Source organism: Methylomonas sp. BW4-1 (assembly GCF_052474385.1).
Genome location: NZ_CP184125.1, coordinates 2886460 through 2901630, shown reverse-complemented (window position 1 = coordinate 2901630; position 15171 = coordinate 2886460). Strand labels below are relative to the sequence as shown.

At 52.3% G+C, this 15171-nt stretch carries 11 protein-coding genes; 9 read left to right on the top strand and 2 right to left on the bottom strand.

Annotated elements, in window-relative coordinates; translation table 11 throughout:
* Positions 1-40: 40 nt before the first annotated feature.
* From ACH5Y9_RS13375 to ACH5Y9_RS13340, 8 genes are all read left to right on the top strand, one after another.
* The gene (locus tag ACH5Y9_RS13375; protein ID WP_445366410.1) at positions 41-595 is read left to right on the top strand and encodes an RNA polymerase sigma factor; all 555 of its coding nucleotides are present in this window, start codon (positions 41-43) and stop codon (positions 593-595) included.
* An 85-nt stretch (positions 596-680) separates the two neighbouring features.
* Positions 681-1646, top strand: a complete 966-nt coding sequence (locus tag ACH5Y9_RS13370) for a FecR family protein (protein WP_445366409.1) — start codon at positions 681-683, stop codon at positions 1644-1646.
* 95 nt (positions 1647-1741) lie between these two features.
* Positions 1742-4171, top strand: coding sequence for a TonB-dependent siderophore receptor (locus ACH5Y9_RS13365; protein ID WP_445366408.1), 2430 nt, complete (start codon positions 1742-1744; stop codon positions 4169-4171).
* A gap of 477 nt (positions 4172-4648) precedes the next feature.
* Positions 4649-4858 (top strand): ribbon-helix-helix domain-containing protein, encoded by a 210-nt coding sequence (locus ACH5Y9_RS13360; RefSeq protein ID WP_020482455.1) that lies wholly within the window; start codon positions 4649-4651, stop codon positions 4856-4858.
* Positions 4855-5121, top strand: coding sequence for a hypothetical protein (locus tag ACH5Y9_RS13355; protein WP_445366407.1), 267 nt, complete (start codon positions 4855-4857; stop codon positions 5119-5121). The genes ACH5Y9_RS13360 and ACH5Y9_RS13355 overlap by 4 nt, the downstream gene beginning before the upstream one ends.
* Before the next feature lie 185 nt (positions 5122-5306).
* Complete coding sequence (gene ppsA / locus ACH5Y9_RS13350) at positions 5307-7700, top strand: phosphoenolpyruvate synthase (protein WP_445366406.1); 2394 nt, start codon at positions 5307-5309, stop codon at positions 7698-7700.
* A gap of 342 nt (positions 7701-8042) precedes the next feature.
* Complete coding sequence (locus ACH5Y9_RS13345; protein ID WP_445366405.1) at positions 8043-8567, top strand: hypothetical protein; 525 nt, start codon at positions 8043-8045, stop codon at positions 8565-8567.
* A 31-nt stretch (positions 8568-8598) separates the two neighbouring features.
* On the top strand, positions 8599-8952 hold the full coding sequence (locus tag ACH5Y9_RS13340) for a PEP-CTERM sorting domain-containing protein (RefSeq protein ID WP_445366404.1): 354 nt from the start codon (positions 8599-8601) through the stop codon (positions 8950-8952).
* Between the two features lie 496 nt (positions 8953-9448).
* Here the strand turns inward: ACH5Y9_RS13340 and ACH5Y9_RS13335 are convergent, their stop codons facing one another.
* Entirely contained in the window at positions 9449-10354 is a 906-nt protein-coding gene (locus ACH5Y9_RS13335; RefSeq protein ID WP_445369893.1) for a transposase, read from the bottom strand.
* Between the two features lie 71 nt (positions 10355-10425).
* On the bottom strand, positions 10426-13200 hold the full coding sequence (locus ACH5Y9_RS13330) for a methyl-accepting chemotaxis protein (protein WP_445366403.1): 2775 nt from the start codon (positions 13198-13200) through the stop codon (positions 10426-10428).
* Positions 13201-13837: 637 nt separating this feature from the next.
* Between ACH5Y9_RS13330 and waaA the strand changes: the two genes are divergently transcribed.
* Positions 13838-15097, top strand: coding sequence for a lipid IV(A) 3-deoxy-D-manno-octulosonic acid transferase (waaA, locus tag ACH5Y9_RS13325; RefSeq protein ID WP_445366402.1), 1260 nt, complete (start codon positions 13838-13840; stop codon positions 15095-15097).
* Positions 15098-15171 lie beyond the last annotated feature (74 nt).

The following is a 15171-nucleotide window of genomic DNA, read 5'->3' as shown; positions in this document are numbered from 1 at the left end:
TCGTGCTGGTAACATCCGGACAATAACGCAGCGATGGCACATGTCCGACCAAGTATTTTCCGCAAAACCTTCCGACAGCGGCGAGCAAGCCGAACTCAGCGCAGAACAAATTGCGGCATTCATCGATAAACATCGTGATGAGCTCAGTCGTTTTATCGTGCGTAAACTGGGTTCGGCGGACCTGTCCGCGGACATACTGCAAGATGCTTATTTGCGGCTGAGTCGCCAGCAAACCCAGGATTCTATCGAGAATCCGCGCGCCTTCGTGTTTCGGGTTGTCGGCAATCTGGTGATCGACTACCAACGCCTTAGCGCCAATCGTCTCAAGCAGGATGTCGACGACGACACCTTCAACGCCGTTCCCGAACAGTCGCCCGGCCCCGAGCAGCGTTATCAACAGAACCAGCGTTTGCAAGCCATTCATCAGGCCTTGGCGGAATTGCCCGAAGACTGCCGTCTGGCTTTTTACTGGAACCGGGTCGAAGGCCTCAGCCATATCGAAGTCGCGGCCCGCCTGCGCATCTCGGAAAGCATGGTTGCCAAGCATCTGGCGCGGGCCATGCGGCATTGTCGGGACAGGCTCAAGCAACATTGAGGCACATGCCGACCGCCCGGAAAATATCAGCAAGAACCGCCGCGTCATCCGTCATAATAGTTTCAACCGTCCACACCTTATGCCGATGAGTAACGCACCCGTTTCCGAAATCACCACCTTGTCCGATCAGGCCATCGATTGGGTGATACGGCTGCGCGCCGGAAACGCCGGCGAGCAGGAGCGGCGCGCGGCCGCCGAATGGCAAAATCGCAGCCCCTCGCACCGTCGCGCCTTTGCCGAGGCCGAGCAACTGTGGCTGGACATGGGCGAGGGCTGGGCGGTAACGGATCTGCCGATACCGACGCAAGCCATGGGCCGCCGATTTAGCCGGCCCCTCTGGCGCGGCTTTGCCGCGGCAGCTGTTGCCTTGGCGCTGGTTTTGCCGTTTTCCGGCCTTGGCGACCGCTGGTTCAGCGACTATTACACCGCTGTCGGCGAACAGAAAACCGTGACCTTGGCCGACGGCAGCCAGATACTGTTGAATACCGATACCGCATTGACGATTACCTATTCGGATACCGGCCGCAAACTGATATTGAAACACGGCCAGGCCTTGTTCAAGGTCGCCGCCGACCGTAAACGGCCGTTTGAGGTTGCCACCGATACCGCAGTGGTCAAAGCCTTAGGAACGGTTTTTGAAGTACTGCAGCAAGACCACTCCGTCCGCATCACGGTGCAGGAACACGCGGTGGGCGTTAAAGGTCTGCAGGCCCCGGATTACCCGCCCGACGCCCGCATTCAAGAAGGGCAACAAGCGGTTTACAGTGCCGCCAACGGCTTGCAAGCTGCAGTGCCGGCCGATCCCCAGCAAAGCGCCGCCTGGCAACGCGGTAAACTGGTCTTTAAAAATCAAGCCCTGGCCGATGTGGTTGCGGAACTGGACCGCTATTTTCCCGGAAAGATCGTTATCAGCGACGCCAAGCTGGCGGCGCTAAGGGTCAGCGGCGTCTTCCCCCTGGCGGACCGCGCCGCCACGCTGGCGATGCTGCAACAAATCCTCTCGGTAAAAATCAGTCAAATCACGCCTTGGTTAACCATATTGCACGGCTAGCGCAAAAAAAATCCCGCCGCCATTACAAGATTTTTCCAGCCGTCCGTCTTAACCGGTACGCGGCAATGGTGCCGCCGCCACGTTAAGGATTACAGATGAAAAAATCACTCGATACCGGCAGCGTCCATCCCGGCCAGGCCCGTATGTTTAAACCCAAGCCTATTGCCGCATTATTCCTGCTCGGCACGGTCAGTCTGGCGGCGATGGCCGGCGACGCTGCGCAAGCCTTCAACATCCCGGCGCAAGCCCTGGACAGCGCGCTGACCGAACTCGCCTACCAGACCAACCTGCGCCTGCTCTACCCGGCGGACCTGGTCGGTAAACGCCGCTCCAGCCAAGTGTCCGGCCAATACACCCCGGAGCAGGCCATGCAGCGGATGTTGCAGGATTCGGGCTTGACGGTGCGGAAAACGGCGGATGATACGTTTACGCTGGAACCAGCAGCGAATGCCGAGCCGCGCGCGGCGACGACGATGCCGGCGGTAACGGTGATGGGGAGGGCTGTTTATGATTCGACTGATCCTTATAACGCTGATTACAGCCTGCCTAATGCTTCCACTGCGACCAAGACTGACACGCCGATCATGGAAACACCGTTCTCGGTGCAGGTCGTGCCAAAACAGGTTTTGGAAGACACGCAAGCTGTCCGTCCGGGCGACGCGCTGAATTATGTCAGCGGTATCTATCAAGGTACTGCAAATTCGGGTGATTGGCTGGACTGGTCAAGACGACGAGGTTTTGATAATTATCCCGCAGGCGATTATCGCAATGGTGCGCCATTCCCGTTGGGAGGGGCTTGGGGCGGCCGGGATTTGGCGAATGTTGAACGTGTAGAAGCTTTGAAAGGCCCAGCTTCTCTACTCTATGGACTGACTGCGCCCGGCGGTGTGGTCAATTACGTCACCAAACAACCGTTGGCAACGCCGTATTATTCCTTACAACAACAATTCGGTTCTTACGACTTCTATCGCACCACTGTGGACGCCACCGGGCCGATTACCGACGACAAATCGTTACTGTACCGTATTAATCTGGCTTATAAGGATGCCAACTCGTTTCGTGGCATGGTAAGCAGCGACCGTATTTTTATCGCACCGACGGTTACTTGGAACATTAGCCCTAAAACCCAGGTGAATTTTGAATTGGAATACGATTACGGTCATGTGGTATTTGACCGAGGCATACCTGCAATTGGCAATCGACCAGCCGATGTACCACGCAGTCGATTTTTAGGTGAAGCAGACCCGCGAAGTACTTTCGAACGGGTTCTGGTTGGCATGAATTGGTCTCATGCCTTTAATGACAATTGGACGCTCAGCCATCGTTTCACCGCGGTCTACAATGGTATAGAGACTTACGCAGCTAATCCGACAGGGTTAAATACTGACAACAGAATGTTAAATATATTTGGCGTGGTCGGACATCGCCCGCCGGAAGATGATGCCAGCTATTTTAATGCGATCAATTTGACGGGGCATTTCGATACATGGGGATTACAGCATACGTTACTATTAGGGGGGGACTATTTTCGTACCTTTAGGCAAGGTACTGAGCAATATTATTTCAATGCCGTCGATATTTATAATCCTACTTATCTCGGAGCTAATGCCATCCAAAATCAAATAGCTAATGCACCCGTTGTTAATAGCTCAGCATTGGAGCAATGGTTCGGGCTTTATCTACAAGATCAAATCAAATTGCCATTTAACTTTTCTATGCTGGCGGGTTTTCGTTATGACGGTGCGGAAAATGAATATGTCGATCTTGTCAGTGGGACGGTTACTGAAAATCCCATGCAGGATAGCTTGACACCTCGCGGCGGTTTGATCTGGCAACCTATTCCGGAATTTAGTGTGTACGGCAGTTACACTGAAAACTTTGTTGGTGTCCAATCTGGTAGATCAATTGGTGGTTCGTTATTAAGTCCTGAAACTGCACAGCAGTGGGAGTTTGGAGCCAAGACAGAACTCTTCGACAAAAAATTGATGGCTACGTTGGCTTGGTTCGATCTGACCAAGCAAAATATGGCAATTTATCAGCCACCGACTTTTATCGACGCAAGAGCGATAGGAGAGGCTAAAACAGCCGATGTAAAAGGAGAAATCCTACCCGGATGGAACATAATCGGTGCTTATGCTTATACACCCGATGCGAAAGTTATTAAAGGTTATCCGGGTGAAAATGGTCAACGCTTGCCAGGAGTTCCCAAACATGGTGGCAGTTTGTTTACCACTTACGAGCTACAAGCTGGTACGTTGCGAGGCTTGAAGTTCGGTGGTGGGGTACTGGTTCGCGGCTCGCAAACTACCGAAACAAGTAACACTGACGTCGTACTGCCCGGCTATGCGACGGTAAATCTATTGACCAGTTATTCTTGGAAAGTTGGCGGCAGCAAATTGACTACTCAGTTGAATGTCAACAACCTGCTCGACAAAGAGTATTTTCCCAGCGCGGCTTTCAGCCGTAATGCTATCGAAGTCGGCACTCCGAGGACATTTATGGGATCAGTAAGAGTGGAGTATTAGTCTTTCTGGTTCCCAACCTCTAGGTTGGGAACCTCGGCCTTGGAAGCTCCAGCTTTCTAACTCTACAGGAAGCAAGAGCTCCCAAGTGTTTGGTTCCCAAGCGGGAGCTTGGGAACCAGGGGGCTGTTCTCGTTCCCACGCGCTGCGTGGGAATTCAAAACTCCGGCCGCGCTGCGGCACGAAATTACCGTACCCGCACGATTGAGTTTTAATCCCTAAACGCAAGGGATCGGCTTCCGGCCCGATGGTTTAAAACCCGTTCCAAACCCCGTCCGAAACCTTATGGGCGGGGTTTAGGTCAGTGAGATTGACGCTTGGCTCATACTGCCCGGAACCGGCTCGGCGTGGCTAAATGTGCGACAGCCAAGCAGGTTTCGAATTGATTAAACTCGACAGGCTGGAGCCCAAGCATTCTGCTTGCCTGATGTGTAAAATATCTGTACAAAAAACACATCATTTAACCAAGAGGAACTGCCCATGTCTGTACGTTTCAATGTTGTGTTGTCCGATGATCTGAATCGCGAACTGGACAAGGCCGCTGAGGAAGGAGAAACCAATAAAAGCGAAATTTTGCGCAAAGCGATCACCCTGTATTTGGCGGCCAAGGATGGGCGTCGGCGCGGCCTGAAAATCGGTTTGGTCGAACCCGAAACCCAAAAGCTGGAAACCGAAATTATCGGCTTATGAGCCATATCGATCTCAATAATCCACCGCCCAATCATACGTTCAGCGTTTCGGTTGACCGTCAGGAAACCGACGCCGAACGGAATGTCCGCTTATTCAAGGATTTAGCGCTATTCGTTGTTGCGCTTGGTTTTGTGGTTTTAATCGTATGGTTGTGCTACGCCACTTTGGTGGCAACTACCACCAGCGCGGAGGAAAAACAGTGGGCGATGTCGATCTTGTCCGCGGCGACAGGCGGGATAATCGGTTATCTGTTGCGTAAATAATTCACCGATTCTTGGCGGGGCGGGGAGTTATCCCTGACCTTCACAATCCACCCGCTTTAAAATTTCGCTAAAACCTCGCTTACCGGAATTACACCCGCCCCAGGCGATAGCTCCAGACCCTTGCCGATTACTGTCAACGGCGTATGCTTATCAGGAAAAGCATAACAACAGCCAAGGAGCGCAACATGTCCACGCACAATCAATACATCCGCTGGTTTGCAGAACTTACCATTAACGATATTCCGCTGGTCGGCGGTAAAAATGCCTCGCTCGGCGAGATGTATCGCGAGTTGGCCGCTGATGGGGTGATGGTCCCCAATGGTTTTGCGATTACCGCCGAAGCCTACCGTTATATGCTGGACCAAGCCGATGCTTGGCCGCGTTTGCACGCCTTACTCGACGACGTCGATGCGGACGATGTTGCAGACTTGGTGCACCGTGCGCAGCAGGCGCGGGATTTGGTGTATGCGGCGCCGTTGCCGGCCGATTTGCAGCAGCAAATTCTGGATGCTTTCGGGCAATTACAACAACAATATCAAGACGATTTAACCGTCGCGGTGCGCAGTTCCGCGACCGCGGAGGATTTGCCGACCGCCAGCTTTGCCGGCCAGCAAGATACCTATCTGAATATTTGCGGCGGCCAAGCTTTACTGGATGCCTGCAAGCGTTGTTTTGCCAGTCTGTTTACCGACCGGGCGATTCATTATCGGCTGGATCAGGGCTTCGATCATTTCAAAATCGGTTTGTCGATTGGGGTGATGAAAATGGTACGTTCCGACTTGGCGGCCAGCGGCGTGATGTTCTCGCTGGATACCGAGTCAGGCTTCAGCGATGCCGTGTTTATCACCGGGGCCTACGGCTTGGGTGAAAACGTGGTGCAGGGCGCGGTCGATCCGGACGAGTTTTACGTGCATAAACCCACTTTCGCCCAAGGCTATCGAGCCGTATTGCGGCGTACGCTGGGCGCTAAAAAAATCAAGATGATTTATAGCGACGGCCGCACTCGCGAACCGATTCGCAACGTCGCCACCTCAAATCACGAGCGCCGGCAATTTTGTATCGATGATGCGGAAGTGCTGCAATTGGCCGATTACGCGCTGAAAATTGAACGCCATTATGGCCGGCCTATGGATATGGAATGGGCCAAGGATGGTTTGGACGGCAAGCTGTATATCGTGCAGGCCCGCCCGGAAACCGTGGCCTCACAAAAGGTTGGCAATGTCTTGGAACAATATCAACTCAAACAATCTGGCGACACCATCGTCAAAGGCCATGCCGTAGGCAGCAAGATTGCAGTCGGGCAGGCGCGGGTGATAGACAACGTCGCCAAACTCGGCAGTTTCAAACCCGGCGAAGTGTTGGTGGCCGATATGACCACGCCGGATTGGGAACCGGTGATGAAAACTGCCGCCGCCATCGTCACCAATCGCGGCGGGCGCACTTGTCACGCGGCTATCATTGCCCGCGAGTTGGGCGTGCCGGCGGTGATCGGTTGCGAGAACGCGACAGCCGCGATAGCGAGCGGCAGCCTGGTCACGGTATCGTGCGCGGAAGGCGATGTCGGCAAGGTCTATGCCGGCCGGCTGGATTTTGACGTGACACAGACGGACTTGTCGCAGCTCCAGCGGCCAAAAACCAAGATCATGCTCAATCTGGGTAATCCGGAGTTGGCGTTTAAACTCAGCTTCCTGCCCAACGACGGCGTCGGCCTGGCGCGGATGGAGTTCATCATCACCGAGTACATCAAGGCCCATCCAATGGCGTTGATTCATCCCGAAAAAGTCGCGGATGCCGGCGAACTGGAGCAACTGCAGCAGTTGACCGAAGGCTATGCCCGACCGGAAGAGTTCTTTATTCAACGTCTGGCGGAAGGTGTCGGCACCATCGGCGCAGCGTTTTATCCGAAGCCAGTGGTGGTGCGGATGTCGGATTTTAAAACCAACGAATACGCCACCTTGCTGGGCGGACGTTGGTTCGAGCGCGACGAGGCGAATCCGATGATCGGTTTTCGCGGTGCTTCGCGCTATGTGCACCCGGCTTATGCCGAGGGGTTTGCACTGGAATGCGCGGCAATGAAGCGCGTGCGCGAGCAGATGGGCTTGAAGAACGTGGTGTTGATGATCCCCTTTTGTCGGCGGATAGACGAGGCCGAGCGGGTATTGGCTTACATGGCGGAGCAGGGTTTAAAGCGCGGGGATGACGGCCTGGAAATTTACGTGATGTGCGAGATACCGAATAACGTCATCCTGATCGACGAATTCGCCAAATTGTTCGACGGTTTTTCTATCGGCTCCAACGACTTAACCCAATTGACTTTGGGTGTGGACCGGGATTCGGAAATCGTTGCCAACGACTTCGACGAGCGAGATGCCGGCGTGAAGACCATGATTCGCCTGGCGGTGGAAGGTGCTCGCCGCAACGGCAGGCATTCAGGTCTTTGCGGTCAAGCGCCGTCGGATTACCCGGAAATGGCCGAATATTTAGTCGAAATCGGCATTGATTCGATGAGCTTGAATCCGGATACGGTGTTGCAGACTACCCAGCGTCTGCTGGATTTAGAACGTAGGTTGAGACGATAGCTACTCTGGGCGTTTGATGGCTCTATGACTTGCCGCTGATGTTTTCAATACCGTGTTACACCTAAATTTGTGTTGCTCTCGAACTTTGGTCGGAAACGGTTGCTCGGGTAAGGGAAAAATCTAAATTATGTTATTTCACCTGTTTTTTGTGAGCTAAATCACGGAATTTGATTAGGGGTTGAGAATAAGTAAATTCTAATTGTTTGTAATTAATACGTTTTATAGGTGGCATAAGGATTGCGTTAGGGAGACAGGCGCCTGTCAGTGATGGCTTACAAGATTGTTAAGTCCTGGGCTTAAGGTGCTTTCTCCCCAAAACTTAAGATTTAAGGTAAAAAACGTATGATCAAAACAAAATTGGCTAAAGCTGTTTCCATGGCGGTCGCGGGTGTTGCGCTTTCAGCGGGTGCATCTACCGCATCGGCGCACGTCATGTACAACACCTTCACGACAACGGCGGCCAGTGCAACCGATGGTTGGAATTACACTTATGACGGTCCTGATGTCGATACCATTGCTACCGGCCCTGAAAGCGGCGGTTATCAAGGTACCCAAGTGCCTTGGCTTGGTACAGCAGGCGGTGCGTTGCCGTTCGGATATACCGGTCGCGCGCATTTGAACTGGGCTGCGGCGATTCACGGACCAGGAACCTTGGAGGTGTCTGCCGCCGACGCACTGGCTGATTATGGCGTGGCAGCGGAAATTGATACCGGCGCTGGTGCTTGGAAAGATAATGGTCTGGATGCTAATGGCGTACCTACCGCAACAGGTCCAACCGGTTGGAAACACCAAATTGACATGGGTTTGATTAAATCCGACATCTCTACTGTACTGAGGTCTGAACCTGACCTCGCTGGGCACCATTAACGGTAATTTTGGCGTTACCGTGTTTAAAGGTATGGATACTACCAACTCGGTAGCTTATAGCCACCACGGTAGTTGGAATAACACCGGCAAGCCGGAAAATACCAGCAACCCTTTCTACAACACGGGGGTTGGTTCCGGTATGGAGTACCTGACTCATGACGCTACCGTCGATGCTGTGAATTATCTTGAGTTTTTCGCAGAGGCAGGCCAAGTTTATACGATTGCGCTGGGTGGTAACGGCGTCGGCAGATGGAATGCAAACGTCTCCGGCTATGAGTTATCCATTGCCGCTGTGCCAGTTCCTGGCGCCGTTTGGTTATTCGGTAGCGCGATGGCCGGTATGATCGGTTTTGGCGGTCGCCGTAAAGCGGCGGTAGCAGCTTAAGGCCTGAAATGCCCCTGCAAGTCTAAAAACTTGTAGCGTTAGGATTTGTTTTAGGGATGATCGCCAGGGATGGCGCACCTATCCCGGTGGCTTTCTAACGTCACCGGCTCAATCCATGAGCGAAAGCTGGTTGGTGTTGTCTACCCGTAGCTAATTCTTGGGCTGATACCCACGCCAGGTTGTTGCTACCTCACGTCAAAGCGTACACGCATGTTCGGTCCGGTCCACGGTATCTTAGCCAATTGCATCACCGATACCGTTTTGTGGCTGTGCCGATCAACCTAAAAATAGCCGTTGTGGGGTAGACTGTTGGTGCTGAGCAAGGTCGAAGCATGGAGGGCCTGCAACATACTCCCCGCCGTGATTGAAAATCCCGCTCGTCCTTCGACAAAGCTGTCAGGAAACAGTCTTTTATGCTTAAGACTTATTTATGGGACAAAAATGTCAAAGGATGATCTACCCGGTCTCAGTCAATAACTAATCACTAGAATGCGAATTAAGCGCTAGCGCGTAAGAAGTTCCAGAAAAACATAGCGCCCGCCAATTTGCCAAACACATGAACCATCAGGTCGTTATACGAGCGGACCTTAGCGGCGCATTCGATGCCGGTTTGTTGTTCAATCCAACCAAACAAAGCTTCGATAGGCTGCCGCACACGAGAAACAGCGGTGGACAGCCACTGGTCTTGGGGTTCCAAGTCACGCTGCCCTTTTTGTTTTTTAACGGGCGTGAGGACCGTAAGATTCTGGACTTGCCGGACCTCGTCGGCATCAGGCTGTTGGTAGGTTTTGTCGCCATAAAGCACATTATTCGTCAATTTGGGTGGAATCTGGTCGAACACCTTGCCATCGTGATCGCTAGCGCCGGTCACGCCAATGTAGTCGGGGCTTGGCAATGTGCCGGCTTGTGCGCGGCCAACGACATGGACCCGAACGCCGTAATAGTAGAGTTTCTTGGTCGAGCAATAGCCATGATCGGCCAGTTCGGGCGCGACTTTGGCCTTAAACCGGTGACCCTGTTTGGCTAACGCCACAGGGAACGAATCGATTAACCAGGCGGTTTGCGCCGATAGGTGTCCCGATTCTTGCTGAATGATCGTCAATAACGGTGCAAACACATCCGCGACTTTATTCAGGCGTTGAACGAATCCGACATAGCTGGGAAGCCTTGGAAACCAATCGCGCAAGTGCCGCACCGCGTAAGTGTAGATATTTTTCAGCGTTCGCATTTTGTCGATGACACCAAAGAGGTAGAGCGTAATAACCTCTTCGTCACTAAAGCTCAAATCGGCAAACGTACTCATCCTTTGGCAATACGTCCAAAGGCTCTGTTGATAATGCTTGCAGACATAAAGATAAAGCGTTACTAATTGATCTTGCCAGTCCCTCGGTTCCTGCGCTATTGAGGGAGAGTCGTGTTTTTCTCTATAGTTTAACGGACCTTTGGACTGGCTCTATTAGCTCTTAATTCGCATTAGAAGCGTTCGAAATGGTTAATGTCGTACCCATCAGCATTGTCTGCGTGATTAATATGCGTTGCCGGCACTATTGCCTTTAGCGATTTAGGCGGCGTTCTTGTGGTATTGCGGGAAAGCGTTGGTTGTAAATCTTTGATTTTGAAAAAGCTCATCAGATTCTGTAATTGCAAGGCTTGGCTGGTCATTTCTTCTGCGGTTGCCGCCAATTCCTCGCTCGCAGAAGCATTTTGCTGCGTAATTTGATTCATCTGGCTCATGGCGATATTAACCTGCTTTACGCCCGCGGATTGTTCCTGAGAGGCCGCCGCAATTTCTTGCACCAGATCCGAGGTCTTAGCGATGCTGGGCACGATGGCGTCCAGCAATTGGCCGGCGCTTTCGGCGGTCTTCACGCTGTTCCCCGCCAGTTGACCGATTTCTTGTGCCGCTATCTGGCTCCGCTCCGCCAGTTTCCGGACTTCCGCCGCCACAACCGCGAAGCCTTTGCCATGATCGCCGGCCCGAGCCGCTTCAATGGCGGCGTTGAGGGCCAGCATATTGGTTTGATAGGCAATGTCATCGATGATGCCAATTCGGCTCGCGATGTCTTTCATGGCGGTCACCGTCTGTTTAACGGCGATACCGCCTTCGATGGCTTCCTGGTTGGCCTTGCCGGCTATACCGTCGGTGACTTTGGCGTTTTCCGCGTTCTGGTTAATGCTTGCCGCCATTTGTTCGATACTGGCCGTGGTTTCCTCGACGCCGGCCGCCTGTTCGCTGGATGCTTGCGATAAGGATTGCGATGTGGCGCTGATTTGTCCGGAGGCATTTCCCAACTGATCGGCGGCGCTGACGACTTCGGCGATGGTTTGTGAAAGTTTGGTAATGGTATTGTTGACCGTATCTTTAAAGTCATTAAGCTGGCCTTTGTAGTCGCCTTTGACTTTCCGGGTCAGATCGCCTTGTTCAACCAATGTTAGGACTTCTACCGCTTCGTTGAGCGGCAGAATGACGCCGTCCATGGTATTGTTGAAGCCTTCCACGATCTTACGGAAGTCGCCCTGATGTTTGCCGGCGTCGGCGCGGGTTTGTAAACGGCCTTCCACGGCGGCAATCGAGAGTTTTTCGGCATCGGATACCAAAGCCTGAACATTTCTTTTTAGCAGCATCAGCCATTCATGGATTTGGTCGTCGTTTGATGCCTTGCCCATTTCCGCGGTCATGTCGCCGTTGGCGAGCTTGGTAACGTAAGCGATTAAATCCGATAGCCAGCTGTGTACGCCGTTAACGGCTTGTTTCATCTGGTCATGGTCGCCTTTACAGGCGATTTCCACGCGTTGGCGTAAATCGCCGCCCCTGATCATACGTAAAATGCGGTTGCCTTCACCGATGGGAATCAGGATTGCATCCAGCATATCGTTGACACCGCTAATAATCTCGGCGTAAGCGCCTTTAAACTGCTCGGCTTTGCCTCTTTCCGAGAGTTCACCATTCCCGGATGCTGTGGTTAAACGGCGCAACTCTCTCTGCAGGCCTTGCAAGGTGATTGCCATATTGTTGACCGCTAATTTCATTTTTTCATGATCGCCCCGGTAAGTTTGCTCGATCAATTCGTCGATTTTGCCGCCGGAAATCTGCGCCAGGATGCGATTGCCTTCCCCGATGGGTAGCAGAATGGCGTCCAGCATCTCATTGACGCCGCCGATGACTTCGGCGTACGCGCCTTTAAATTGCTCAGTGTTGCCGCGTTTGGATAATTGTCCTTCTCTGGAAGCTTCTTGGAGTCTTTGTAGCTCTTTTTGCAGGCCCTGTACCGAGATGGCGACGTTGTTGACAGCCAGTTTCATTTTCTCGTGATCGCCTTGGTAGGTTTGTTCGATCAATTCGTCGATTTTGCCGCCGGAAATTTGCGCCAGAATGCGATTGCCCTCGCCAATCGGTAGCAGAATGGCATCCAGCATTTCATTGACGCCGCCGATGACTTCCGCATAGGCGCCTTTAAACTGTTCGACTTTACCCCGCTCGGTAAGCTGTCCCTGTCTGGAAGCGATGGTGAGACGTTGTAATTCATGTTGCAGGCCTTGCAAGGTGGTGGCGACATTGTTAACGGCCTGCTTCATTTTCTCGTGATCGCCCCGGTAAGTGTCGTTGATCAATTCATCGATTTTGCCGCTAGAAATCTGCGCCAGGATGCGATTACCCTCGCCAATCGGCAGCAGAATGGCGTCCAACATTTGGTTGACCCCATGAATGACTTCGGCGTAAGCGCCTTTGAATTGTGCCGGGTTACCCCTTTCGGTTAGTTGGCCGTCTTTTGACGCCCCGGTCAGACGCTGGAGTTCGGTTTTCAAGTTCTGCTGCACATCAACGACTTTGATCAAGCTCTTCGCCAGCGTATCGCGTTCGGAACGAACATTGATATGAATAGAGAAATTCCCATCGGCAATGGCCTGGGCGGCGGTTGATTGCTGGGCGATAGCCTCTATAAGCTGATTGAGGTGGTTTTTGAGTGTGTTGAAATCGCCTCGGTAATGATCGCTGATTTTAGCCGGAACGGCGCCGGTGGCGATTTGTTCGATGCAATCGGCAACTGCATTGAACGGTTGGGTAACGGCATCCAATATCTGATTATTCGCATGACCGAATTGCATGCTGTTCTCGGCAAATCCCGCAGTATTGACGCGTGCATCCCATTGCCCGGCGACGATGGCCTGGGCGACCCTTTCTATTTCGAGGGTGGTCTGTTTTTCCGCTGCTTGTTTATGGCTTGAAAACAAATGAGTTAACTTCATAAATCGATCTCCTCGGTTGGTTTTGTTCGAAATTAAAACATGGTTGCAAGATGCCGAATTACTCCTCTTGCTAGATGTAACGCACTTTCAAAAGCAAATTGGATCTGACTTGTTGTTTGGTCTCCGGGTATAAGGGGAAGAGCGAAGGCTATTTGGAAACCGCTGCGCTGCGATCTCGATTCAATGCCAAAACCAGAATTGAACATGAGCGTAAAAAATACTTTGCTGTTAGTTGAATCCAAAAGCCGTCTTTCGGGTATATAACCCTATCGCTCCAGTTAGGTTGACTGATGCGTGAGTCTCTGAGTAGCGAAATAAATTTACCTTGATGGGGCTGGTCCGACGATCAGTATAGACGGGAATAGCTTATATGCAGCGACTAAACAACTGTGTTAGCAATGTGGCTGCGCGACGTAGTTTCGATCCTGACTATGCTTTTAAATATCCGCGGAGCACTAGAGGCTGTCATGCTTGGCGGATGCTTCCGCAAATGAAGGATTGGATGCCGGGTCGTCGTTTTATCTGCACGCTTAAACGATTTCGATGTGGCTGTTAAAGATAGCTTACGGGCGAACTTGGCCGGTTAATAGTTTAAGATTGTATGGGTTTAACCCAATAATTTGCGAGAACGGATGTAATGCGTAACCTATACACGCTGCTTTATGGATTGTTGTTGCCTGCTGTTTTATTGCGATTGTATTGGCGGGGCTTCAAGGCGCCGCAATACCGGCAACGCTGGTTAGAGCGCTTGGGCTTTTACCAAAGGCCGTCCAGGCAGGGGGTAATCTGGATACATGCTGTTTCAGTGGGGGAGGCGGAAGCGGCTTTCCCATTAATCGCACATTTGCGCCACTGCCATCCGCAGTTGCCGGTACTCGTTACCACCACCACCCCAACCGGTTCTGCCAGGGTGCAGGCGGCATTGGCCGGTCAAGTAGAGCATGTCTATCTACCGTATGATCTGCCGTTTGTGATTGAGCGTTTTTTGAAATGTTTTCGGCCCGGACTAGCGGTCATAATGGAAAAAGAAATCTGGCCCAATTTGTTTGCTGCCTGCGCGGCGCAGAACATCCCGCTGTTTATCGTCAATGCCAGATTGTCGGCGCGTTCCGCGCGGTCTTATCGGAAAATTCCCGGATTGGTAAAGCCGGCGTTGACTTGCGTCACCACTGTTGCTGTGCAAACAGAGGAGGACCGCTTACGATTTATCGAAATCGGCGCCGCTCCTCAGCAAGTTCAAGTGTTGGGTAATATTAAGTTTGATGTGACGATAGACGCCGCCGTTATCGCGGAGGGGCGAGCGCTCAAGCAGCAGTTATTCGCAAAACGCTGGGTTTGGATTGTCGCCAGCACTCATCAGGGCGAAGAAGAGATATTTCTAGCGCTTTATCCGGTTCTTAAAGTATCGATACCCGAATTGCTGTTATTGATTGTGCCGCGTCATCCCGAGCGTTTTCAAACGGTTAAAAAGCTCTGCGAACAGCAGGGTTTGGCGGTGGTGATGCGTAGCGAGCAAACGCAACCTCATGAGCAAACCGATGTTTATATCGCCGACAGCATGGGCGAGTTAAAAATGTTGTATGCCGCTGCCGATCTGGCTTTTGTCGGCGGTAGTCTGGTGCCGGTAGGCGGTCACAACGTGCTGGAACCGGCCGCTATTGGCGTACCCGTGTTATTTGGCCCGGAAATGTTTAATTTTCAGGAAATTGCCGAGCGGATTTTAGCCTTGGAAGGCGCGATGCAGTGTCGTGATCGCCAAGCCATAATGGATGCCGTGTTACGCCTCTATCGAGATATAGCGTTTAGAAACAGATTGATCGATAACGGCAGGTTGTTTGTACAAAATAACCAAGGCGCTACAAAACGGGTGGCGGGATTGTTGGCGGAGTACCTGTAAGTTTTACGCTTGGGCTAGGGTGGTTAGCGGGCAATTCATTGAGGTTTTCCGTTATAATTCTCCAGTTTTTTAAT